The organism is Candidatus Poriferisodalis sp. (assembly GCF_965214215.1).
Classification (GTDB): domain Bacteria; phylum Actinomycetota; class Acidimicrobiia; order Acidimicrobiales; family Poriferisodalaceae; genus Poriferisodalis.
The window spans coordinates 58,400-80,393 of the sequence record NZ_CBDCBD010000002.1; the positions used below are offsets into that span (position 1 = coordinate 58,400).

Below are 21,994 nucleotides of genomic sequence, written 5' to 3' on the forward strand. Positions count from 1 at the left end.
GTAGCCATGTTGGCGCGACGGGGCCCAGCTCAGCCTCGTAGTGTCCGCGGTGAGCGACGCGGCTCTCGGAAGGGGATCCCATGCTGCTGGAGAACAAGATCGCCATCGTGACCGGCGGAGCATCAGGCATCGGCGAGGCCAGCGCGAAGCGCTTCGCTGCTGAAGGTGCGTCGGTGCTCGTGGTGGATATCCGCCGAGAGCGAGCCGAGACGGTCGCAGAGGCCATCATGGAAGACGGCGGGGAGGCGCATGGCTTCGGTGCCAACGTGGCGGAGCCTGACGACGTCAAGGCGATGGTGGCTGCGGCCGTCGACCGCTGGGGCGGCCTCGACGTGCTCTACAGCAATGCAGGCACGATCCGCCCAGGCACCGCAGTCGAGCTGGAGCCTCGTGACTGGGACCTCGTCATGAACGTGAACGTGCGGTCGGTGTACCTGGGCGCCAAGTACGCCGTGCCCGCCATGGAGGCCCGTGGTGGCGGCTCGATCATCAATACGGCTTCAATCAGCGGCCTGCACGGCGACGGCGGATCAGTGGTGTATGCGGCGTCCAAGGCAGCGGTCATCAATCTGACGCGAGCGCTGTCCACCGATCACGCCCCCGACGGCGTTCGCGTCAATGCCATCTGCCCAGGGACCATCGAGACTCCCCCGGTGCAGCGGATGATGCAGGACCCCGCCGCGCTCGAGCGAAATCTGGCAGCGCACGCACTGCGCCGCCTCGGCCATCCCGACGAGATCGCCAGCGTCGCGACTTGGCTGGCCAGCGACGAGTCGTCATTCGTCTCCGGCGAAGCCATCGTGGTAGACGGTGGCCTGCGAGCTCAGTCGCCCCTCGGCCGCCTCGCCGATCCCCGCCCCACCCACCTCCGCTGAGCAACAACACTCAAAGGACAACACGACGCATGACAGCGCTGCCTGAAGCCGAAGCGGCCGATGCGGGCCGCCGATGTCGTGCGTGACCACCCGCCCGCAGGCATGACCCAGGACGAGATCGACCGGGCGATCGACACGATTAGGGCGCCCTACCCTGAGCGCACTATCCGAACCTTCCAGAGCGCGCTCGCTAGCTCACCCGAGCCTGCCGAGCAGGCCGAGCAGTCCGAGCAGATAAACCGGGTCATCCGAGACCTCGGGTTGCATCCCTACGTGCCTCCCGAACCGCTCCCCGAAGTCACTCCCGACGACGTCTACTGCGTCACCTGGCTCGCCCTCGTCTAGCCGGTGCGCTGCCGCTAAGGGCTGGCGAAAGACGCACGATGCGAGTCTCGCGTCGGCGTCATGCCCGAATCGCCGCAACGATGTGGTGATCGTCTAGCGCCTCGGCGCCTGCGTCCGTCGCTTCTGCAAGCGCATGGTGAGTCAGCTGAAGAACCTGTCGAAGGGACTTCCCACTGTCGTACTGATCAAAGAGCACGCGGATGGCTGAGTCCGTCACGATTTCTGTCAGCTCAGGCGGCGCCCCGAGCGAGCCTTCGTTCTCGACGTGAACGCGGGCCCGCTCCAACAGAATGCGACCAAGCTGCGCGGCGGCAGGCAACAGCGGCAACTCGATCTTGGTGTCCAAGAACGCCAGCAACTCTGATCCCCCTCTGCCCGAGTTCAGATACTGCGAGTGCATGGCGACAACGATCGCGGCTGGCAAATCGGTCATCCAACGGATCGCTTCGGTGAAGAAGCCCTTGACGATCCCCTCCTCCTCCGGGGCAGACCAGCGATCCGAGTCATCGAAGACGAATACCGGCATGAGTGCGTCTTCATGCAATGGCAGGAGACCTTGGTAGATCACCTCAATCTTCTCGGGCAACTCGATCTGTTGAGTCGTGGTGATCTGTCGGCCGATCTCTTCGGCCACCTCGGCGCTAAGCGTTCCAGCCGGCGCTCGTACAGCCACCTTGCGTAGGCGTCCGCCAGACTGCGTCACCTCGCGGCGGCTTCCGCTGGCGTGCAGGGCATCGCTGTTGTCGTTTACGACGAACTGGATGTCGCGCGCGATTTGGGAAATCACTGCATCAGCGACGCGTTCCGGGCTTGCCGCGTCCTGCATCAGGGAATGGACCGGAACAAGAATGGGATAGACGCCTTCGGCCATCGGACCGAGAACGAAGGAAATCACGCTCGACTTGCCGCATCCGCTATCGGCGATGAGAGCAATTCGCTCGCCGCCAAGCGCTCCTTCGCGCAATCGAGTTTCGACCCGCACACCATCACTCATGGATTCGAACTGAACGTTGTAGACACCGAGGTCGCCGAACATCGGCGTGGCGTCGAACGCATACCGCTCACGTAACAGTCGAAGCACGGCGTGCGTCACGACAGTGCGTCCCAGCTCTGCCAGCGGCCCCACCGGTCGCAATGAGCGCGGCACCGAGCCTGTGTTGCGTGCGGCTGCATCCGGCTATATCAGTCGCGACGCAGTTGCTGCCTCAAGCGGTTTTCTCACGCTATAGCCGCCCTTGGTCGCCGCGTACAGCTTGCGACGGCCCGCACGCTGGGCAGTTACGAGACCTTCGGCCTCGAGTTGTGCCAGCACCTGCACCACTCGGCTACGGCTAACCCCCACCTCTTCCAGCAGTTGCTCGTTTCCTGCATGCGTCGGGCCATGGTGCACGAAGGCGTCCAGCACACGAGCGGCGGTTGCCGACAAGCGTGCGCGCGCTGCGCTTTGTGCGGCCAAACGATGCGTAGCGGACTCCAAGTCCTCAGAGAGGTAGAGCTCGCGGATGACTGAGAGCGCGCGGCGAGGCGTCGACGGGGCAATGGATTCGATCGCAGGTTCCGCACGCGATCGCAGGAGCAAGCCTTCGGCGCCGGTGCCGCTCGCCGCCCGTCGCTCCACGAGTTCCTGGAGCCCATCCAGATCGAACGGTTCCAGTTCGATGACGGCATCGAAGAATGTGTCAGCCGGTGGCTCAAGCCGTGACGAGGATCCAGAAACGACCCACTGGATCGGAAGCTCCCACAAGTCATCGCGCAGTTTGCCGAAGACCTCGTGGCAGCCGTCCTTGTCCAGATCGTCCACGAGCAGCAAGTGCCCAGCGGGGGCCGGGTGTGATGTGAGTGCTGACCGCACATGTCGCAAGGGATCCACTACGACCTTGTATTGAGTCGACGCGAATGACCCCAACGCCTCGGCGAGAGGGTTCCCTCGTTCGCGCGGCAGCGCGTTTGAGCCGGTAATCGCGCATTCGAACTGCTCGAGACGTTCATCAAGCGTTTGTACCCCTTGAAGACGGACGTACTTGGCCCCGGAAACCTGTCGTTCGATCTGACGCAAGAACGATGTACGTCCGCTGCCAGGCGGCCCATGCACGTACGCATTCAAACCCAAGTCGAGCGCTCGGCAGACCCGTTGGAGCTCTGCATTACGATTGGCGAATAGCTGGCGATCGGCGTCTGAGGCGGAGAGCGGCCGCTGTCCCAGCAAGAGCATTTACATATCTTACAGTTAGATGTGTAAAAGAGCAAGTGACTCCAACTCGCTTATTGCCCAGGATTGCCCAAGTCGTCTGCTTCTGGCGCTACACGCTGCCTCTTCTCGCTTGGCGCCTCGTGCACGCCAACGAGTCCGTCAGTCCCGCTCTCGGCGGCGAGTGGGACAGAGCCCGATTTGACGTCCGACCTCGACACTGGAAACCTCAGGTGGGCTACTTCACACGTGTCCGCCCAATGCCGTTTCGAGACACGCTCGCGACGGGACAGCGAGGTCGTCAATGAGCTACACCGAAGTAGACGTGTCAGCAGCTCGGGTTGCGATGAACAAGTACCGCGGAGAGCTTGATGGCGAGATCGCGGCTGCATTGGCGGTGGTGGGCCTCAGCGCCGAGCGGGCACACAAAGAAGCCGAGATGCGTGACGACATGATCCGGGTGGCCCGCCGATCCGGCGCCTCGCTGCGCCAGCTTGCGGAAGTATCCGGACTCGGGCGCGAGACCGTGGCCGCCATCGTCGACGCCGGCCAGTCGTAGCCCCGAATCAGGGAACCAAGCGCGGCACCGGGCCGATTCACCTTGCTGGTCGGCGATTAGCGCTGAGTTGGCGCTGGTCTGGTTCAGGAGGCGGCGTCGTTGTCGGTGATGAGAAAGATCATCGAGGCTTCGCAGGCCACCTGGCCATCGACACTCGCCGTGCCCGATGCCCGCCCTGCCCGTGGCGACAGCCGGTGGATCGTGGCTTCGAGGCGCAGCGTGTCGCCCGGGGCGACTTGGCGTCGGAAGCGAGCCTTGTCGATTCCGCCGAAGAGCGCCAGCTTGCTTTCCAGCGACGACGCCGAAGCCGCGGCGAGACCGGCTGTTTGCGCAATCGCTTCAACCATGAGGACTCCGGGCAGCGTCGGTCGGCCCGGGAAGTGACCAGCAAAGAAGTTCTCGTCGCCGCTGAGGTGCCACAGCGCGACGCAATGCTCGCCCGGCTCAAGCTCCACGATCTCATCGACGAACAGGAACGGCGCCCGGTGCGGCAGCAGCTCGTCGGGTCGAGGCAAATCAGTGTTGCTCGGCGCTTCAGATGCTGGGTCGCTCACGGGGGCGAAGCTACCGCCCGGCAGCATCGAGGGGCCGGACGCAAGTTGAGCTCATCGGGCAGCCGCAAATGGCGCCCGCGCCGGCGCTCACTCGTCTCCGAATGTGCTCCGCTGGTAGGCGACTACGGCGGCGATTTCTGCGTCGGTGAGGATCCCGCCGAATGGGGGCATCGATCCTCGGCCCGTCCACACGACCGCCAGATGGCTCCGAACGCTGAGACGCTCGTCGATTCCGCCGAGCGCTGCGCCGACGCCGCCACTGCCATCGCTGCCGTGGCACACCGAGCAGCTGTCACCGAAGACCTCGCTCCCGAGTTCCACATCAGCACTGGCGAACGCCAGCTCCAGTCGGTCGAGATCGGCCTCAGTCGCGTCTGCAGCACCGCAGGCAGCGAGCCCGGCGGCGAGGACGAGCACGATGCCCGTTGCGCCGAAGAACTGCGCCACCGAGCCCACGAGCCGTGGGTTGGCGCTGTTCCCGGGTGGCTCGCAGCGACGAGAGTCTCGGGGGATTTGTGAGGACAGCGCAAGATCTGTCGGAGTGGAGCGACGCGGAAAGTTCATCGGGTCACCCGGTGGGTGCCGACGCCGGTGTAGCGGCTCGGTGGCTCGTTCCAACGGCGCGACATCCAGTCGGCATCGCGGTAGTGAGCGTGGAAATGGTCGGGTATCTGGCGCATCACCTGGTCCACCCTTCCGCCGTTGGGTCCAAAACGCTGCTCGCCTGCATCGATCAATCGGGCCAGCATCGCATCCAACTCCGGTGCGGGCGGTTCGGTTCCGTGCTGCTTCCAGACCACCATCGGCGTTGCGCACACCTCGCAGTCGGCCACCCAGCAGAGGTCATCCTCGAAGTACCAGTGCGTGAAGCGTGCCGCCTCGCACAGTTCGCAGTCGGGATCGAACTCGGGCGAATCCGTCTGCGAGTCACCGCAGCGTGCCGGTGAAGCAGCGTCAGGTTCGACCGCCCTCACCGCTCAGCCGCGATCGAGCGCCGTCCGGTAGGAGGCCACGAGCTCGCCCACCGCCTCGGGGCCGTCGGACATCAGCGTCCGGACGACGGTGGAACCGATGATGGCGCCATCGGACACCTCGCAGGCCTCAACGGCTTGAGACGGCGAGCCGATGCCGACGCCGGTGAGCACCGGCCGATCGGTGACGGCCAGGCAACGTGCGGCAATCTCGGTGGCCGTGCGGGCGAGCGATGCACGCTCGCCGGTCACGCCGAGCAGGCCGACTGCATAGACGAACCCGCGAGACGCGCCGCACAATTCGCCAAGCCGGTGCTCTGGCGTGGTGGGTGCTGCCAGCAGGATCGCCTCGATGCCGGCCTCGGCGGCATCGTCGAGCCACGACCCGGCCTCGATGTACGGCAGGTCGGGCAGGATCGCACCCGACACCCCCGCTTCGACCAGCGCGGCGGCGAACCGCTCGTGGCCCTGGTGGTGGCAGATGTTGTAGTACGTCATCACTGCGTGAGGTATGCCGGTGTCGAGTTCCCGCGCCTCTTCCAGCACCGATGCCGGCGTTGCGCCTTCGTCCAGCGCTGCGGTGGAGGCTTGCTGGATGACTGGTCCGTCGATCACCGGGTCTGAGAAGGGAATACCGATCTCGATGGCGTCGGCGCCGGCGGCCGCGGCCGCTTCGACGGCACGCTGCCAGCCCTTGTAGCCGCCCGTGACGTAGGGAATGAGCAGCTTCGCTCCGCTGTCGCGCCGAGCCCGCAACCATGTCTCGAGCGCGCCGAAGGATGGGGCCTGCAAGCTGCCGGCTGCCCCGGTCACGAGACGGTTCCCTGCATGCCGAGCACGTCCATCATCTGGTCGACGTCCTTGTCGCCACGGCCCGAGAGGTTCATGAGCACGGTCTGACCCTGCATCTGCGGCGCTGCACGCACGATCCACGCCAGGGCGTGCGCGCACTCCAGCGCCGGGATGATGCCCTCAGCCCGGCTCATCAGCGTGAACGCTTCGACCACCTCGTCGTCGGTCACGCTCGGATACTCGGCCCGGCCGATGGCCGCGAGGTACGCGTGCTCAGGTCCGACTCCGGGATAGTCCAGGCCTGCCGAGATGGACTCTGCCTCCATCACCTGGCCCACCTCGTCCTGCATGAGGTAGCTGGTCATGCCGTGCACCACGCCAGGCACACCGCGCCCGACAGCGGCACCGGCGGCGGGCTCGACGCCGACGAGCCGGGCGTCGCCGTCCGCGAAGCCCGAGAAGATCCCAGCGGCGTTGCTGCCCCCGCCGACGCACGCGACCACCACGTCAGGGTCGCCGCCGGTCAGGTCTTTGCACTGCGCAGCAGCCTCGTCGCCGAGGATGTGATGGAAGGTGCGCACCATCCACGGGTAGGGGTGGGGCCCCATCACCGAGCCCAGGCAGTAATGCGTGTGCTCGACGGTGGCCACCCAATCGCGCAACGCCTCGTTCACGGCGTCCTTGAGGGTGCGGCTGCCAGATTGAACCGACTCCACCTCGGATCCGAGCAACTGCATGCGGAACACGTTCAGAGCCTGACGGTCGACGTCGACGGCCCCCATGTACACCTTGCACTCCATCCCCAGCAATGCCGCTGCGGTGGCAGTGGCAACCCCGTGCTGGCCGGCACCTGTCTCGGCTACCAGCCGCGTCTTGCCCATACGCTGAGCGAGCAACGCCTGCCCGATGACGTTGTTGATCTTGTGCGAGCCGGTGTGGTTGAGGTCTTCCCGCTTCGCCAGCAGACGCACACCAAGCTGGCGCGACAAATTGCGACACTCAGTCAACGGCGAGGGTCGTCCGCCATAGTCGCGCAGCGTGGTCTCGAATTCGGCCACGAACACCGGATCAACCCAGGCCTCGCGAAACGCCGCCTCTAGCTCCTCGCAGGCAGCGACCAAGGTCTCGGGCACAAAACGGCCGCCGAAATCGCCGAAACGGCCATCGGTCGTGGGCTCGCCCATGACCGACCTCGGATTCGTCGTGGGCTCGCCCATGACCGACCTCGAACCCGGCGTCGGCTCGTCAGTTGCTGCAGCCATTCCGTCCCTCGCTCAGTCGTCGCGCCAGTCGTAGGGCGCCTCAGGGCCCGGCGCCTCTGGCTCTTCGGCATCTTCGTAGAGCGCCCCAGCGTCCTTCGCTTTCGCAATGAACTCACGCATAGCGAGCACGTCCTTGCGGCCGGATTCGGACTCGACCCCTGATGCCACGTCCACGCCCCAGGGCCGCACAATCTCGATGGCCTGCGCCACATTGGAGGCGCGCAGCCCGCCCGCGAGCAGCAGCCTCATGCCGCGATCTCGGCCTTCCAGCTGTCGCCAGTCGAAAACGCGCCCGCTGCCAGGCTCGGAGCTGTCCAGCATCAGCACCGAAGCGCCGTAGTCACGCACTCGCTCGACATTGGGATCGCCTGCGACGAAAGCCTTGATGAGCCCAGGCACCCGCTCGGCGACCCAGCGGCTGTCGGCCGCCGTCTCGTTGCCGTGCAATTGCGCCAGCCGCAGGCCGGCTCCGTCCATGATCTGCACGACGCGCTCGGGCAGCTCGTTACGAAAGACACCAACCGTGACGATGCCGCCTGGCAGCCGGCGAATGATGTCGCGCGCCAGCCGCGGCGAGATCTGCCGTGGCGATCCGGGAACGAAGTTAAAGCCGATCGCGTCGGCACCCATGCCGACAGCGACGAGCGCATCCTCTTCGTTGGTGACACCACAGATCTTTACGAACATGTCACTGCTGGCACTTCAGGGGACCTCTCGCCGATACGGGCTCTCGGTCAACGGGTACCCCGACGTCGGGCCAAGGTCAGAAGTCGACGCCCTTGGCGACGACTGGGTCCAACATGAAAAGCTCAGGCCGGCCGGCCATGTAGTCGCGAATCGCCCGTCCGAAGACCTTCATTCCCTCGGAGCCGCCGTGGGATTCGAGCGAAGCCTGATCGCTGTACAGCTCGTAGAACCACACGACATCGTCGTCATTCTGGTCTTTGTGCGCGGCATAAACCTCGGTGCCGGGCTCTCCCGCGACATTGCTCATGCCGATGTCTGCGATCACAGCGAGCAGCTCGTCGCGCTTGCCCGGCTGTGCGGTCAGCTTGGCCAGCAGTGCGGTCTTGGACATATCAGTGCTCCCTGCAATCGGGTTGCTTCAGCGACAGCCTGCGAGCGTACCGGTGAGGGCTTCGCAGCGGGGCCGATGACGAGTCCTCGCAAGGCGGCTCCGGCCGCACGAGCCCTTCAGAACAAGTCGGCGAGTTCGACAGGTTGGGCTGCCGAGGTGAACGCCCCCTCAGCCGCATCTCGGCGTGCCAGGGCGAAGCCCACTACTGCATCGTCGAGCGCGGCTGCGCTCAGCACCGTGGCGACTGAAGTGTCGGCGCCATCGTGCAGTTCGTCGCCGGGCGCCAGCGGCACACCCGCCCGGAGCCGGCAGATGCTGCGACGTCCGCCCGTTCGTGAGTCGATCCGCTCCACCAGTTCTTGGCCGCGATAGCAGCCCTTGGTGAACGACGCCGCCCGCTCGACAAGTCCGGTCTCGTTCGGAATGTCACCCGGTTGAATCTCCGAGCCCAGCGCAGGCAGGCCGTAGGCCATCCGCAGCGCCTCGAACTCCTCCGTCGAAATCTGCCGGGCACCGCCGGTTTGGGAAACGACGCCGCCGGGACTCACCAGCTTGTCGTAGCCACTGGTGTGGGGCCACAGCGTCGGGCGCACCACGTGCTCGGGCGCATCGGCGGGACCGGTTGCCGCTGCCCGGGTCGTCGATTCCGAGGCCGCTTGAGGGCCGCGCACTGCATGCATCGTCCACTGCTGGGGGGAGAACTCGACCTTCGTGCGCAGCTTGAAGCGGGCCAGCGATGTGGTCATTTCTTCGCCGAAGCCAGGTTCGGTGTCGGCGACGAACGTATCTGGGCCGGTGCGGCTGATGACAAAGAACGCTTCGATGCGACCGCGCGGCTCCAGCAGGAAGGACAGGGTGCTCTCACCCGGATCCAGCGCCGCAACATCGGCGGAGATCTGGCCCTGGAGGTACAGCTCGGCCTCGGGGCCGCTGACGATGATGACGTCGCGCGGGACAGTCGCGACGACCAGCCGGTCCAGACCTGTTCTCGAGCTCATCGGGTTCTCCACCCGGGCACCAGCCGTTCGACTGCGTTGCGAACCAGCGCCAGCCCAACCCCATCGTCAAGCGACATGATCGACTCCGGGTGAAACTGCACGGCTGCGACCGGCAGCTCGCGGTGCTCGACTGCCATGACGATGTCGTCGTCGAGGCTGACTGCGGTCACTTCCAATTCCTCGGGCACCTCGCTGCGGCGGGCGAACAGCGAGTGATAGCGGCCCGCCCGAAATTCCTTCGGCAGCCCGTCGAGCAGCTGCCCGCCGAGCGCGCGAATGGCAGAAGGCTTGCCGTGCATCGGCGTAGTCAGCTGGCCCAATGAGCCGCCGAAGTACTCCACGATGCCCTGCAGGCCCAAGCAGACGCCGAAGAGCGGCAATCCGGCATCGATCGTTGCGCGAACCACCGGACCGATGCCGAAGTCGTCGGGGCGGCCAGGGCCGGGCGACAGCACCACGAGTTCGAATTCGTCGGTGTCGATTTCATCAATCGGGAACCCGGCTCGGCGCGTCACCACCGTGGCGCCGGTCTGGCGCAGGTAGTTCGCCAGCGTGTGGACGAACGAGTCCAAGTGATCGACCAGCAGGATGCGCCTTCGGCTGGGCCCCGAAACGACCGCGCCCGAGTCGGGCGCAGACCGAGGTCGCCGGATCGCATCCAGAAAGGCCGACGCTTTCAACTCGGTCTCAGATTCCTCTTCCTCGGGGACCGAATCCCACAGCAGCGTGGCACCTACCCGAACCTCCGCGTGACCGTCAGCCACCCGAATGGTGCGCAGCGTGAGACCGGTGTTGAGGCTGCCGTCGAAGCCCACCTTCCCGACGGCGCCTCCGTACCACGCCCGAGCCGTGCGCTCATGCTGCTCGAGGAACATCATTGCTGCGGTCTTCGGAGCGCCTGTCACTGTCACCGCCCACGTGTGGGAGAGAAAAGCATCCAGCGCGTCGAACCCCGGACGCAGTCGGCCTTCGACGTGATCGACGGTGTGAATGAGACGCGAGTACATCTCGATCTGGCGGCGGCCAATGACCTTCACCGAGCCCGGCACGCAGATGCGGCTCTTGTCGTTGCGGTCCACATCGGTGCACATGGTCAGCTCCGACTCGTCTTTCGACGAGTTGAGCAGAGCCAGGATCTGTGATGCGTCGTCGATGGGGTCTTGACCCCGAGCGATGGTGCCCGATATCGGGCAGGTCTCGACCCGTTCGCCCTCGACGCGGACATACATCTCCGGAGACGCGCCGACCAGCCATTCGCCTGACGTTCCCACCTGTCCCAGATTGATGAGGAACCCGTAGGGCGCAGGGTTCTGCTCCTTGAGCCGGCGGAAGAGCTCGGAGGGAGGCTCGATGCTGGGCTCGCAGAACATCTGGCTGGTGACGACTTCGAAAAGGTCGCCACGGGCGAAATAGTCGCGGGCCGCTCGGACGCCAGCCGCATATCCGCCCGGTTCGTGATCTCCGCGGGCCTCCATCTCGAGGTCCGGTTCGTAGGGGACGCGAGTGCCGCCGCCCGCCAATCCGGCAGTGCTGCGGCCGTCAACGGTGAAGTCATACCGCAAGCGCTGCGCGACGCCGCCCTCGTGATCAACGATCAGCAAGTCGTCGGGGAGGTAGAGCACGAGGTCGCGCTGGTTCGATGGACGCGGCAATGTCAGCGAGATCGGCTCGAACTGGAAAGCGAGGTCGTAACCGAACGCCCCGTACAGCCCGAGGTGGGGATCATCGCAGGAAAACAGGTCGACCAGCGCGCGCACCACCGTGAACGTTGACGGCTGGCGGCTGCGCTCTTCTTCTTCGAAGCGCCTGTCGGGGCGCTCGATGCGGCAGGCCACGCCCCCGAAGCCGTCGCCGTCACCCAGCTCGAGATCGACGATGCCCGCGGCGCTGCCAAGGCCCGCCAACATCTCGTGGACAGGTCCGAGCAGCACGGTGCCCCGCTCGTTCAGCGCGCTCACCGATACGTCCTGCGCCCGGCTGGTGATAGCCAGCGGCGGGTCAGTGAAACCGATGTCCCAGCGGGTGTAACGACCCGGGTACTCATAGCTCGACGACAGCAGCACGCCCCGGGCCTCGTCGAGCCGGTCGACGAGGTGCTCGATCTCGGCGTCGCCGTCGACGGTGGCGGCCTCCAGCGCGACCGTGATGTCGCCGCCGGTGCGAAGCTGCGTCTGAGCGGTGGTCATCGGCGCTGCACTACGAGAACAAAGTCACCGGTGCGTCACAAGCCGGTACATCACAAGTACAGGCCGGTACTGCCGGGCTCGATGCGAGGCGCAGCGATGGCGTGCACGTCGCGCTCGCGCAGGATCAGGAAATCGTCGCCGTGCACCTCGACTTCGTGACGATCCTCAGGATTGAACAGCACCTGATCGCCTTCTTGGGCAGTTCGCACGTTCGGTCCCGCGCCGATGACTTCGCCCCACACGAGGCGCTTGTTCTGCTGCGCCGTTGCCGGAATCAGGATCCCGCCGCTCGTGCGCCGTTCGGAGCCGTCGTTGGGAAGTCGCACGAGCAGGCGGTCGTGCAGCATCTTGATCGGCCGGCGCTCGTCTTCATCGCGAGCGGGCGCCGAGGCTGGCTTGGCCTTGCGACCGCCGGGCTTCGAACTCTTCGAGGGACGGGCGGGTTTCCTCGCTGCAGCAGTCCCGTGCTCATTGCGTGTCTCCGGAGCGCTCACCGCCCGCACGGTACCGTTCACCGGCGTGAATGACGCAGAGAATTCGGGCAGGGCAAGCACGCCCGGCCCCCCATTTGCGGTCGAGGCCTTCGCTGTTGCGCCAACCGCCTCAGACGGCGTCGTGCTCGAAGCCGAAGCTGCCTGGCCCGAGGGGGCCACGGCGGCAGTCGTGCTCTCGCACCCGCACCCGCTCTACGGCGGCGACATGTGGAATCCGCTCGTCGATCACCTCTTCAGGGCTCTGCCTGCGACCGGCATCGCAACGCTTCGCTACAACTTCCGGGGCACCGGCAGCTCGGGCGGCAGCCACGACGACGGGAAGGCCGAGCAGCTCGACGCTGCCGCGGCGTTCGGCGCCGCCGTGGGCCTCGCAGAGGAACGGTCGAGCACAACTGCCCTGCCGGTGGTCTCAGCAGGCTGGTCGTTTGGCGGCGATGTTTCCCTGGCGACCACTCACGACGGCCTGTCAGCGTGGATCGGCATTGCCGCTCCCCTGCGGATCGTCGACCCGGCGTCGATGGGCGCGGCGGCTGATCCGCGACCCAAACTGCTTCTGGTGCCCCAGCACGACCAGTTCCGCTCCCCCGCCGAAGCGGCCGAGATCACCGAGCGCTGGACCAACACCCAGCGAGAGGTGATCCCGGGAGGCGATCATTTCTTGATGGGCCACGCCCGAGCCGTCGCCGAGATGATCGGCACCTTTGTCGGCGGCTTGTAGGCACGGCCGACCTCACACAATTCGAGACGTGCGGTCTCCCCAGTACTCGTCTCGCAGGATGCGCTTGTAGAGCTTGCCGGTGGGATGGCGGGGCAGCTCGTCGCGGAAATCGACCGAGCGGGGCACCTTGTAGCTCGCAAGATGTTCACGGCAGTACCCCAGCAGCTCAGTTGCCAGTGCGTCGTCGGACGCCAGGCCGTCGATCGGCTGCACGACAGCCTTGACCTCTTCGCCGAAGTCCTCGTTGGGCACCCCGAACACCGCCGCGTCAGCCACTTTGGGATGCAGCACCAAGCAGTCCTCGATCTCTTGGGGGTAGATGTTCACCCCGCCGGAGATGATCATGAACGCCTTGCGATCAGTCAGGTACAGGTAGCCGTCTTCGTCGACGCGCCCGACATCGCCCAGCGTCGACCACAGCTGATGATCCGAGTGACGGGAATCGGCGGTCTTGTCGGGGTCGTTGTGATATTCGAACGCCGGAACTTCGCGCTCGAAGTAGATGGCACCCGCCTCGCCGACTGGCAGCTCGTTGCCCTCATCGTCGCAGATGTGGATGACACCGATCAGCGGCTTGCCGACCGTTCCAGGGCGCTGGAGCCACTCGTCGGAGCTCACGTAGCAGAAGCCGTTCAGTTCGGTGCCGGCGTAGTACTCGTGCAGGATCGGGCCCCACCACTCGATCATCTGTTGCTTCACCTCGACGGGGCACGGTGCCGCCGCATGCACGGCGACCTGGTGGCTGGACAGATCGTGACGGCTGCGCTCGGATTCGGGCAGCTTGAGCATCCGGCTGAACATCGTCGGCACCCACTGGCTATGGGTGATGCGGTAGCGCTCGATGTACGACAGCGCCTCGGCCGCGTCGAAGCGGTCCATAACCACCGCGGTACCGCCCATCGACTGAGTGCCGGTGGTGAACGACAGCGGCGCGGAGTGGTACAGCGGGGCCGGCGAGAGATACATGCTGCCCTCGCCAATGCCGAAGATGCCGCCCACAAGTCCAACGCCGACAAGATCGGGGTCGGTGATCGACGTTTCGTCCAGGGGCCGCTTGATGCCCTTCGGGCGGCCCGTCGTGCCAGAGCTGTAGAGCATGGCCGACCCGCGCGGCTGCTCGGCGAGCGGCTCTGCGGGGTGGGCTGCGATGGCGTCTTCGAAGGCATCGAACCCCTCTGCCGCCTCGTCCAGCATGAGCCGCACGTCGCAGTCGTCGATGAGCGGCAGCATCTCAGTCGCTGCGTCAACCACGGCGGGCGACGCCACCAGCACGCGCGCACCGCAGTCGTTCACCACATAGGCAGCTTCTTCGGCGGTGAGGTACCGGTTGACCGTCGTGAAGTACAGACCGCTGCGCATCGCAGCCCAATAGGCATCGAAGTAGCCGATGTTGTTGTCGGCGAAGATCGCCACGTGGTCGCCGGGACGAAGGCCCGCAGCCCACATGAGCTGCGAGAACTGGCAGCTGCGAGCCTCGAGCTCGCCGAAGGTGCGGACCTGCCCGTCGCGGGCCATGATCACCGCTGGTCGGTCGGGATCGTTCGCGGAATACGCGCCGGGGTAGCTCATGGCGGGGAAGCTAGCGGCCACCTGCCAGTACGGCTGAAGCCGGGCTCTGCGGTGAGGGCAGGGCCGCTCGTCAAGCCGAGGGCGGTCGCACGGTGACGCCTGCGGCCATCAGCGCTCGCTTGGCGTCGGCAATTGTGTGCTCGCCGAAATGGAAGATCGAGGCCGCGAGCACAGCATCGGCGCCGGCGATGACGGCTCCGTCGACGAGGTGCTGGAGCGTGCCCACACCTCCGCTGGCCACCACAGGAATCCCCACGGCGTCGACGACTGCCCGGGTGAGTTCGAGGTCGAAGCCCGCCTTGGTGCCGTCGGCGTCCATCGACGTCAGCAGGATCTCTCCGGCGCCGAGTTCGGCGACTCGACGCACCCACTCGATCGCATCGATGCCAGTGTCTTCCCGGCCCCCCTTGACATAGACGTTCCACGTTCGCGGGCCCTCGGCGGCCGCAGCATCGAAGGCATCGCCGTGGCCACCGTTCGACTTGGCATCCACCGACACGACAGCGCACTGACTGCCGAATTCGTCGGCAATCTCACGCACCAGCTCAGGTCGCACGACGGCTGCTGAGTTCACCGAGACCTTGTCGGCCCCGGCCCGCAGCAGTGCCCGCGCATCGTCGACAGTGCGGATGCCCCCGCCGATCGTGAACGGGATGAAGACCTCTTCGGCGGTGTGACGTGCAAGCTCGATGATCGTGTCGCGGCCATGCGCAGAGGCGGTGATGTCGAGGAAAACGATCTCGTCCGCGCCCTCACGGTCATAGGTGGCCGCCAGCTCCACGGGATCACCAGCGTCGCGCAGCCCCACGAAGCTGACCCCTTTGACGACTCGCCCGTCGTCCACGTCCAGGCACGGGATGACGCGCACCGTTTTCATGCGATTGCCTTCATGCGATTGCCTTCATCGGCGCACCTGTGTCGTCAGTCGGCGGGGAGATTCGGTTCGTCGATCACGGCGCTGCCGCGGGCCACCACCACAGCGGCGCCGGGCGAGATCACGCCGTCATGGAGCGCTTTGCCCACAATGGCCCCGGCGAGTGTGTGCCCGTGAGGCGAGCGCAGGTCTCGCAGGTCGGCGATGTCAGCGAGGCAGCCGACCCCGCCGCTGGCAATCACCGACATCGCCGGGGGCCGCTGCAGCGAGTCCAGCACGTCGCGCAGTCCGGTCAAGTCGCTCCCGCCGCCCATCCCGTCGCGGGCGATCTGCGTCACGATCACTGCTTCTGCACCGCTGCCGGCCAGCCGAGCGAGGGCATCGTCCAGGCGAACCCCACTCTGGTGCTCCCAACCGCGGGTGGCCACCTCGGTTCCCCGCACATCGAGACCGACCGCGACGCAACAGCCGGCTGACGTCAGCTCGCTGACGAGGTCCGGGTTCTCGATCGCAGCAGTGCCCACCACAGCGCGGCTGACGCCTGCGTCAAAGAGCGCCTCGGCGCTGTCGCGCGAACGCACGCCGCCGCCGCACTGCACACGGACGCCAGCATCGCCGACGGCGGCGACAACTGACTGGATCACACTCTGGTTGCTGCGCTCGGCAGTTCCGGAGCGTGCGGCATCGAGGTCGACCATGTGGATCCAGCGAGCACCTGCTTCTGCGAACTCATGCGCGACTTCGACCGGATTGGCGTCATAGCGAACTTCGCGGTTGTAGTCGCCCTGCAGCAGGCGCACACATCGCCCGCCGCGCAGGTCGATCGCGGGATACAGGTCGAAGCTCACCGGCGGCATTGGTCAGTCCTCACCGCGGCGAGGAAATTCTGCGCCAGCCGTTTGCCGGTGTCACCGGATTTCTCAGGATGAAACTGCGTGGCCCACACCTGGTCGCGCTCGGTGACTGCTGTGATGGGTGTGGGGTAGTCGCACGTCGCCACGACGAAGCGTTCTTCGGTGTCGGGCGCGTAGCTGTGGACGAAGTACATCCAAGCGCCGCCGGTCAATCCGGCCAGCAACGGACAGTCGGGCTGCCGCACGTCGAGCCGGTTCCACTGCATCTGTGGCCGAACCACGCCGTCCGGCAGGAGTCTCACCGTGCCAGTCATCACGCCGAGCCCCGTCACGCCCGGTGCCTCCTCGGAGGCCTCGAACAGCATCTGCATGCCGACGCAGATTCCCAGGAACGGCCGCCCGCTGTCGATGGCCGCAAGCGCTGGCTGCTCCAAGCCGGTGGCGCGGAGCTGCCTCATGCAGGTGCCGAAGTGTCCGACGCCGGGCAGCACTACTCCATCGGCGTCAGCGATGAGGCCGGCATCTGCAGTGAGGCGAGCATCGGCGCCCACCCGTTCAAGACCCTTCTGGGCCGAGCGCAGGTTGCCGATGCCGTAATCGAGAACTGCGACCAGCGGACGTGGGGAGACGCCGCTCACCGGCAGCCCGTCACTGTGGGCCCCTCACAGGACGCCTTTCGTCGAAGGCAGCACGTCGTCCGCAATGCGAATCGCGTCGTAGAAGGCCCGAGCGGCACCCTTGAAGCTGGCCTCGATGATGTGGTGGGTGTTGCGCCCCCGCAGCATCACCAAGTGCAGCGTGATGCCTGCCGACATCACCAGCCCGCGCCAGAACTCCTCGCAGAGCTGCGGGTCGAATGGCGGATCGCCCAGGATCTTCTCGCCGGGCGGCTCGATGTCGTAATGCAGGAACGGCCGGCCTGACAGGTCGAGCACCACCTCGACCGCAGCCTCGTCGAGCGGCACGACATAGGAGGCGAAACGGCGCACGCCAGCCTTGTCGCCCCAGGCTTGCCGCATCGCCTCGCCGAGGGCGATGCCGGTGTCCTCCACCGTGTGGTGGGCATCGATTTCCAGATCGCCGACCGTGCGCAGCTGCAGGTCGAAACGAGCGTGCTTGGCGAGCTGGGCAACCATGTGGTCGAAGAACGGCAGGCCGGTCGAGATGTCGTTCTGGCCGCTGCCGTCGAGATCCAGCGCTATATCGATCTGCGTCTCTGCGGTGTTGCGCTGCACGGTTCCAACGCGGGAGGCGGCAGGAGTGGCAGTCATAGGAATCTCACTGGGTCGCTTGAGGCTGTGCTGAGAGAGGCGGAGTCGATCAGCGGCGGTCGCATCAGCCTGCGGCCTGCGGAGCTGTTTCGCACCTTACCGACTGGCCAGCTCACGAGATCACTTCCGACAGGGCGTCGAGAAATCGGTCGTTCTCGCCCGGCGTTCCCACGGTGACCCGCAGGCAGTCGGACAGCCTGGGCCAGCTCGAGCAGTTTCGTACCAGCACCGAGCGGTCGACGAGTGCCTGCCACACGTCATCACCGCTGCAGCCGCTGGGGGTGGTGCGGAACAGGATGAAGTTGGACTGCGAGGGCCAGACCTCGAGTCCCATCTGGGTCAACGACGCCATGATCCTCTGTCGTTCCCAAACGATCGCCGCCACTCGCGATTCGGTCTGGTCGGCAAATCGCAGCGCCACCCGGCCCGCGATCTGCTTGAACGTGTCGACGTGGTACGGCAGCACCACCTTCTCGAATTCGGCGGCCATGCCGGAGGGCACGACGGCGTAGCCGAGCCGTGCTCCGGCCATCGCCCAAGTCTTCGAATACGTCCGCGTGACCACGAGATTCGCCGGCCCGCCGGCGTCGTCGCACAGGTCGATGGCGCTCCAGTCGGCAAACTGCCCGTAGGCCTCGTCGACCACCACGAGGCCGGGCGCGATCTCCAGCGCCCTTTCGAGCACGTCGATCTTCTCGGGAGTGCCGGTGGGGTTGTTGGGCGAGCACAGGAACACGATCGACGGCTGGTGCCGTTCGATGAGTTGTTCCAGGTCGTAGACGCTGACGCTGCCGTCGCCATGGCGTTCGCCCTCGACGACAGCGCACTGGGTGCTGCGTGCAATCTGGCCGTACATCGCATAGGTGGGCTCGAAAGTGGCGACGCTGCGGCCAGCGCCGCCGTACGTCAGGCACAGCGTCTGCAGCACTTCGTTGGAGCCGTTGGCCACAAAGATCCGGTCTGGTTCGGTGCCATGCAGCTTGGCCAGATCGGTTCGCAGCTTGCTGGCCGTGCGGTCGGGATAGCGATGCCACTCGACATGCGCGAGCTCGGCAGCGAGGGCTTCGGAGAACTCCGGCGGCGGCCCGACCGGCGCCTCATTGGTGTTGAGGCGCACTTCCACGTCGATCTGCGGCGAGTGGTAGCCGTTGAGCAAGCGCAGGTCGTCGCGCATTGGGGGCTTCATGGCCGGACTCCGTTGGTAGCCCACTCCTTGCGGCGCGACACCGAGGCGGCGTGCGCCCACAAGCCCTCGGCCTCGGCCAGCGCGGCCACCGCTGGCGCCAGCTCATCGAAGCCGGCTTCGGTGACGTCGACGACGTGCATGCGCTTGGTGAAGTCGTCCGCGGTGAGGGCTCCGGCAAAGCGGGCAGTGCCCGCAGTGGGGAGCACATGGGATGGCCCAGCGACATAATCGCCGACCGATGCCGGCGCCCATGGACCGACGAACACCGCTCCGGCGTGGCGGACGTTGCCCACCAGATCTTCAGCACCGTCGCACATGATCTGAAGATGCTCGGGAGCGACGAAGTTGGCAACCTCGACGGCCTGGGCCGGTCCGCCCACGAGACACACAAACCCGTCAGCTTCCAGGGTGGCCAGCGTCTCATCTCGCCGGGGCGAGAGCTCCACAATCTCGCTGATTGCGGCACACACGGCACCGGCGTAGGTCTCGTCCCAGGCGACAAGCCAGGCTCGCCCGCCGGGCCCGTGCTCGGCCTGCAGCACCACATCGGTGGCGGCCGCTGCGGGCGGGCAGGTGGCATCGGCGATCACGACGATCTCTGACGGTCCGGCAAACGCAGATGCAACGCCGACATCGCCGCTCACGAGCTGCTTGGCGGTGGCGACCCAGGCGTTCCCCGGCCCAGCCACGACATCGACCGGCCGGATCGTTTCGGTGCCGTACGCGAGTGCGGCAACAGCCTGCACGCCGCCCACCCGGTGAACCTCGGTGACACCGCACAGGTGCGCCGCCGCCATCACCACAGCAGCGAGGCTGCCGTCGGGCCCGGGCGGCGAGCACAGCACGATGTCGTCGACCCCTGCGGCACGAGCAACGAGCACCGTCATCAGCACGGTGGACGGATAGGCAGCCAAGCCGCCGGGCACGTAGATGCCTGCTCGGTCCACCGGCTGGCTGATCGAACGGATCGTGACGCCGTCGCGCTCGTGGGTGTGGCCTGCGCTCGCTTCGCCCTCGTGGAACTCCAAGATCCGCCGGTGAGCAGTCTCCATCGCCAAACGCAAAGCGGAAGGCAGTTCAACCCATGCGGCCTCCAGTTCGTTCACTGGAACCAACGGCTCGGCCAAGTCGACACCGTCGAAGCGAGCCGTGAGATTCCGAACGGCAGCATCACCGCCATCTCGGACCTCATCGATGAGCTGGCGGACAGCATCATGAGACACCAGGTCACCGGCTCGCGGGCGCGGCAGCAGATCGGCGAGCCGACCGTTTCGGCCCCGCAGGTCCAGCCGCTTCAGCACCGCGCCGAGGGTACCTGCGACCTCTCAGGCCATTGCTGCGATTATTGGGGTGATCCGCGTCCGGCGATGCGAGAGCACCGTGCCCCGGTCATCGCCCGGGCCGCCGCTACAGCGGGCGGGTGCGCCTACCAACGCCCCGACGACCGCATCGCCGCAGTCCCCCTCGCCGCACTCGTCTGAGCACCCCAAGCTCACCTCCCTGCTTCCAGCCGTCTTCACACCGCCCGCTGTCGCGACGTGAATGGCGTCAAGATGAGCTGACGTCGCTGAGGCTCATTCCCGGACGACGCGAAAGAAAAAGAAAACAATGAACATTATGAACATCATGAAGATAGTGAAGAAAAAGAAAACGATGAAGCCAGGGAGTATGCTTTGGAGATGGCAGGAGACCGGCCCCGCTATTTTCCCGACGAGCCCGATGTCCCGGAGGCGCTGCCGTTCACTCCGGGATTCGGCAGCACGCCATCCTGCCTGGTGGGGAGAGACGAACTGATCCGCAAGGTGTGCACCCTGTTGGCTGGCGACCCAGCCAGCGAGGGCGGCGCGAATGTGCTGCTTGCTCCGCGGGGCATGGGCAAGACGGTATTGCTGAACGAGATTGAGGGCGCCGCCCAGGAGGAGCGAGGCTGGCTGGTGCTCGCGGTAGCAGGGACCGACGGCGACCCGATCGCCGAGACACACAAGACGGTTGTGCAGGCGCAGCATTCCATGGCGCAAGCTCATGGCGAGCCAGCCAGACGGCCGGTGTCGGGGGTGAGCTTGGGCGCTGGAGTCGTATCGGCCGGCGTCGCCGTCGCAGAAGAGCCTGAACTGAGGCGGACGAGCTACGGAGACGACCTTCGACGCGACCTGGGCGAGCTCGCAGGTTCCGCCGCCCGGATCGGCGTCCGTGTGCTGCTCACCATGGACGAGATGCACGCGATCCCGCTGGCCAAGGCCCGGCAGCTCGGTTCCTACATTCAGCACATCGCAAAGCGGGAGCGGCGAGCGCTGGTGTTCTTGGGCGCCGCATTGCCGTACATCACCGAGACGCTGTTGGCTGATCGGAAATCGACCTTCCTGCAACGCCTTGCCGTGCACAACGTGGATCCCTTGCCGGAGCAGGAGGCACGTCGCGGACTGAGAGAGCCGATAGTGACGCACGGGGGCATCATCGGCGACGACGCTCTCGATATCGCCGGTTCGGCGGTGGCCGGCCATCCGTACATGCTTCAGCTGATCGGGGACAAGATGTGGCGCGCAGCGGGCGGCCCCGGCAAACCGATCACCGTCGCTCACGCCAAGCGGGCCGTCGCCGAGGCCGATGAGACGCTCCAAGACCACCTGCTCGCCCCCACGTGGCAGAGCCTCTCAGACACCGACAAGCGCTTCTTGGCGGCTTTGGCAGTCCTCGCCGACAGCGGCGAGTCGCCCCGCGTTGCCGCTGTGTGCGAACAGGCCGGCATCGGCAAGACCAGCGCCAGCGCGTATCGCAGGCGGCTGTTGCTGTCGGGCATGGTCAGCCCCGGTGGACGAGGACGGCTGAAGCCGGCGCATCCCGCAATCGGGCCGTGGCTGCGGCGATCGATAGCGGCGGGCTCGATTCGCGTTCCAGAAAAGGACAACACCGACTAGCGCCACAGCAGGCCCTCGTTGTCCATACTGGCGGGCAGTTCGCGCGCCGACGCGGATTCGCTGTCTCGCTCGACGACGCCGACCCTCGCTGGCAGTCATCTGATTGGTGCACCCTGTGTTTCGCGCGGGCGGACTATTGGATTCTGCTGTCATGGGCCTTGAGGAGGTCTTATGGCACGGAGGGGATATCCGGCGGAGTTCCGGCGGCCTCTCGGGCCATTGCTGCGATTATTCCATTGCTGCGATTATTGGGGTGATCCGCGTCCGGCGATGCGAGAGCACAGTGCCCTGGTCATCGCCCGGGC

24 protein-coding genes are annotated in these 21,994 nt (G+C 66.1%); 5 read left to right on the forward strand and 19 right to left on the reverse strand.

The window, feature by feature from the left end; all coding sequences use genetic code 11:
• Positions 1 to 80: 80 nt before the first annotated feature.
• Together ACOOF5_RS00495 and ACOOF5_RS00500 are read left to right on the forward strand one after the other, a co-directional pair.
• Positions 81 to 875 (forward strand): SDR family NAD(P)-dependent oxidoreductase, encoded by a 795-nt coding sequence (locus tag ACOOF5_RS00495; protein ID WP_420435530.1) that lies wholly within the window; start codon positions 81 to 83, stop codon positions 873 to 875.
• Positions 876 to 935: 60 nt separating this feature from the next.
• Positions 936 to 1,220 carry a hypothetical protein gene (locus ACOOF5_RS00500; protein WP_420435532.1) on the forward strand — a complete coding sequence of 95 codons (285 nt, stop codon included), beginning with the start codon at positions 936 to 938 and terminating at the stop codon, positions 1,218 to 1,220.
• 58 nt (positions 1,221 to 1,278) lie between these two features.
• Here ACOOF5_RS00500 and ACOOF5_RS00505 read toward each other — a convergent pair whose 3' ends face one another.
• On the reverse strand, positions 1,279 to 2,313 hold the full coding sequence (locus tag ACOOF5_RS00505; protein WP_420435534.1) for a hypothetical protein: 1,035 nt from the start codon (positions 2,311 to 2,313) through the stop codon (positions 1,279 to 1,281).
• A gap of 84 nt (positions 2,314 to 2,397) precedes the next feature.
• On the reverse strand, positions 2,398 to 3,072 hold the full coding sequence (locus ACOOF5_RS00510; protein ID WP_420435536.1) for a helix-turn-helix domain-containing protein: 675 nt from the start codon (positions 3,070 to 3,072) through the stop codon (positions 2,398 to 2,400).
• Positions 3,073 to 3,712: 640 nt separating this feature from the next.
• On the opposite strand from ACOOF5_RS00510, the gene ACOOF5_RS00515 reads away from it, so the two are divergent.
• The gene (locus ACOOF5_RS00515; protein WP_420435538.1) at positions 3,713 to 3,967 is read left to right on the forward strand and encodes a hypothetical protein; all 255 of its coding nucleotides are present in this window, start codon (positions 3,713 to 3,715) and stop codon (positions 3,965 to 3,967) included.
• Between the two features lie 83 nt (positions 3,968 to 4,050).
• On the opposite strand, the gene fabZ is transcribed toward ACOOF5_RS00515, so the two are convergent.
• From fabZ to ACOOF5_RS00565, 10 genes are all read right to left on the reverse strand, one after another.
• The gene (gene fabZ / locus ACOOF5_RS00520) at positions 4,051 to 4,521 is read right to left on the reverse strand and encodes a 3-hydroxyacyl-ACP dehydratase FabZ (protein ID WP_420435540.1); all 471 of its coding nucleotides are present in this window, start codon (positions 4,519 to 4,521) and stop codon (positions 4,051 to 4,053) included.
• 87 nt (positions 4,522 to 4,608) lie between these two features.
• Positions 4,609 to 4,977, reverse strand: a complete 369-nt coding sequence (locus ACOOF5_RS00525; RefSeq protein ID WP_420435542.1) for a c-type cytochrome — start codon at positions 4,975 to 4,977, stop codon at positions 4,609 to 4,611.
• A gap of 104 nt (positions 4,978 to 5,081) precedes the next feature.
• Positions 5,082 to 5,495 (reverse strand): hypothetical protein, encoded by a 414-nt coding sequence (locus ACOOF5_RS00530; RefSeq protein WP_420435544.1) that lies wholly within the window; start codon positions 5,493 to 5,495, stop codon positions 5,082 to 5,084.
• A 3-nt stretch (positions 5,496 to 5,498) separates the two neighbouring features.
• The gene (gene trpA / locus ACOOF5_RS00535) at positions 5,499 to 6,305 is read right to left on the reverse strand and encodes a tryptophan synthase subunit alpha (protein WP_420435546.1); all 807 of its coding nucleotides are present in this window, start codon (positions 6,303 to 6,305) and stop codon (positions 5,499 to 5,501) included.
• On the reverse strand, positions 6,302 to 7,468 hold the full coding sequence (gene trpB, locus ACOOF5_RS00540; RefSeq protein WP_420436293.1) for a tryptophan synthase subunit beta: 1,167 nt from the start codon (positions 7,466 to 7,468) through the stop codon (positions 6,302 to 6,304). Before trpB ends, trpA begins: the two co-directional genes overlap by 4 nt.
• 90 nt (positions 7,469 to 7,558) lie before the next feature.
• Entirely contained in the window at positions 7,559 to 8,233 is a 675-nt protein-coding gene (locus tag ACOOF5_RS00545; protein ID WP_420435548.1) for a phosphoribosylanthranilate isomerase, read from the reverse strand.
• A 76-nt stretch (positions 8,234 to 8,309) separates the two neighbouring features.
• Positions 8,310 to 8,624, reverse strand: coding sequence for a putative quinol monooxygenase (locus tag ACOOF5_RS00550; RefSeq protein WP_420435550.1), 315 nt, complete (start codon positions 8,622 to 8,624; stop codon positions 8,310 to 8,312).
• Positions 8,625 to 8,740: 116 nt separating this feature from the next.
• Positions 8,741 to 9,622, reverse strand: coding sequence for a YgfZ/GcvT domain-containing protein (locus tag ACOOF5_RS00555; protein WP_420435552.1), 882 nt, complete (start codon positions 9,620 to 9,622; stop codon positions 8,741 to 8,743).
• Positions 9,619 to 11,808: an anthranilate synthase component I gene (locus tag ACOOF5_RS00560; RefSeq protein ID WP_420435554.1), complete on the reverse strand. Its 2,190-nt coding sequence runs from the start codon at positions 11,806 to 11,808 to the stop codon at positions 9,619 to 9,621. The genes ACOOF5_RS00555 and ACOOF5_RS00560 overlap by 4 nt, the downstream gene beginning before the upstream one ends.
• A gap of 50 nt (positions 11,809 to 11,858) precedes the next feature.
• Positions 11,859 to 12,155: a GroES family chaperonin gene (locus ACOOF5_RS00565; RefSeq protein ID WP_420436295.1), complete on the reverse strand. Its 297-nt coding sequence runs from the start codon at positions 12,153 to 12,155 to the stop codon at positions 11,859 to 11,861.
• A 172-nt stretch (positions 12,156 to 12,327) separates the two neighbouring features.
• Here ACOOF5_RS00565 and ACOOF5_RS00570 point away from each other — a divergent pair, with 172 nt between their 5' ends.
• A complete protein-coding gene (locus ACOOF5_RS00570) occupies positions 12,328 to 13,020 on the forward strand; it encodes an alpha/beta hydrolase (protein ID WP_420435556.1) in 693 nt (230 codons plus the stop codon).
• 12 nt (positions 13,021 to 13,032) lie between these two features.
• Here the strand turns inward: ACOOF5_RS00570 and ACOOF5_RS00575 are convergent, their stop codons facing one another.
• The 7 genes from ACOOF5_RS00575 to hisD form a co-directional block, all read right to left on the reverse strand.
• Positions 13,033 to 14,589, reverse strand: coding sequence for an acyl-CoA synthetase (locus ACOOF5_RS00575; protein WP_420435558.1), 1,557 nt, complete (start codon positions 14,587 to 14,589; stop codon positions 13,033 to 13,035).
• A gap of 70 nt (positions 14,590 to 14,659) precedes the next feature.
• Positions 14,660 to 15,466, reverse strand: a complete 807-nt coding sequence (gene hisF, locus ACOOF5_RS00580; RefSeq protein ID WP_420435560.1) for an imidazole glycerol phosphate synthase subunit HisF — start codon at positions 15,464 to 15,466, stop codon at positions 14,660 to 14,662.
• 44 nt (positions 15,467 to 15,510) lie between these two features.
• A complete protein-coding gene (locus ACOOF5_RS00585; RefSeq protein ID WP_420435562.1) occupies positions 15,511 to 16,320 on the reverse strand; it encodes a HisA/HisF-related TIM barrel protein in 810 nt (269 codons plus the stop codon).
• Positions 16,308 to 16,955: an imidazole glycerol phosphate synthase subunit HisH gene (gene hisH / locus ACOOF5_RS00590; protein WP_420435564.1), complete on the reverse strand. Its 648-nt coding sequence runs from the start codon at positions 16,953 to 16,955 to the stop codon at positions 16,308 to 16,310. Before hisH ends, ACOOF5_RS00585 begins: the two co-directional genes overlap by 13 nt.
• Positions 16,956 to 16,979: 24 nt before the next feature.
• Positions 16,980 to 17,588: an imidazoleglycerol-phosphate dehydratase HisB gene (hisB, locus tag ACOOF5_RS00595; protein WP_420435566.1), complete on the reverse strand. Its 609-nt coding sequence runs from the start codon at positions 17,586 to 17,588 to the stop codon at positions 16,980 to 16,982.
• 112 nt (positions 17,589 to 17,700) lie between these two features.
• Positions 17,701 to 18,774, reverse strand: a complete 1,074-nt coding sequence (gene hisC, locus ACOOF5_RS00600) for a histidinol-phosphate transaminase (protein ID WP_420435568.1) — start codon at positions 18,772 to 18,774, stop codon at positions 17,701 to 17,703.
• Positions 18,771 to 20,075, reverse strand: coding sequence for a histidinol dehydrogenase (hisD, locus tag ACOOF5_RS00605; protein WP_420435570.1), 1,305 nt, complete (start codon positions 20,073 to 20,075; stop codon positions 18,771 to 18,773). Before hisD ends, hisC begins: the two co-directional genes overlap by 4 nt.
• A gap of 378 nt (positions 20,076 to 20,453) precedes the next feature.
• Here hisD and ACOOF5_RS00610 point away from each other — a divergent pair, with 378 nt between their 5' ends.
• Positions 20,454 to 21,689 (forward strand): ATP-binding protein, encoded by a 1,236-nt coding sequence (locus ACOOF5_RS00610; protein WP_420435572.1) that lies wholly within the window; start codon positions 20,454 to 20,456, stop codon positions 21,687 to 21,689.
• The last annotated feature ends 305 nt before the right edge of the window (positions 21,690 to 21,994 follow it).

Bases quoted from the DNA above. Each gene is read 5' to 3' on its own strand.
- ACOOF5_RS00500 (WP_420435532.1), top strand. From the start codon at position 936: ATGCGGGCCGCCGATGTCGTGCGTGACCACCCGCCCGCAGGCATGACC.
- ACOOF5_RS00560 (WP_420435554.1), bottom strand. From the start codon at position 11,808: ATGACCACCGCTCAGACGCAGCTTCGCACCGGCGGCGACATCACGGTC.
- ACOOF5_RS00555 (WP_420435552.1), bottom strand. From the start codon at position 9,622: ATGAGCTCGAGAACAGGTCTGGACCGGCTGGTCGTCGCGACTGTCCCG.
- hisF (WP_420435560.1), bottom strand. From the start codon at position 15,466: ATGAAAACGGTGCGCGTCATCCCGTGCCTGGACGTGGACGACGGGCGA.
- ACOOF5_RS00575 (WP_420435558.1), bottom strand. From the start codon at position 14,589: ATGAGCTACCCCGGCGCGTATTCCGCGAACGATCCCGACCGACCAGCG.
- ACOOF5_RS00515 (WP_420435538.1), top strand. From the start codon at position 3,713: ATGAGCTACACCGAAGTAGACGTGTCAGCAGCTCGGGTTGCGATGAAC.
- ACOOF5_RS00550 (WP_420435550.1), bottom strand. From the start codon at position 8,624: ATGTCCAAGACCGCACTGCTGGCCAAGCTGACCGCACAGCCGGGCAAG.
- hisC (WP_420435568.1), bottom strand. From the start codon at position 18,774: ATGAAGCCCCCAATGCGCGACGACCTGCGCTTGCTCAACGGCTACCAC.
- hisB (WP_420435566.1), bottom strand. From the start codon at position 17,588: ATGACTGCCACTCCTGCCGCCTCCCGCGTTGGAACCGTGCAGCGCAAC.
- ACOOF5_RS00545 (WP_420435548.1), bottom strand. From the start codon at position 8,233: ATGTTCGTAAAGATCTGTGGTGTCACCAACGAAGAGGATGCGCTCGTC.
- trpB (WP_420436293.1), bottom strand. From the start codon at position 7,468: ATGGGCGAGCCCACGACCGATGGCCGTTTCGGCGATTTCGGCGGCCGT.
- ACOOF5_RS00585 (WP_420435562.1), bottom strand. From the start codon at position 16,320: ATGCCGCCGGTGAGCTTCGACCTGTATCCCGCGATCGACCTGCGCGGC.
- ACOOF5_RS00565 (WP_420436295.1), bottom strand. From the start codon at position 12,155: ATGCTGCACGACCGCCTGCTCGTGCGACTTCCCAACGACGGCTCCGAA.
- ACOOF5_RS00495 (WP_420435530.1), top strand. From the start codon at position 81: ATGCTGCTGGAGAACAAGATCGCCATCGTGACCGGCGGAGCATCAGGC.
- ACOOF5_RS00610 (WP_420435572.1), top strand. From the start codon at position 20,454: ATGGCAGGAGACCGGCCCCGCTATTTTCCCGACGAGCCCGATGTCCCG.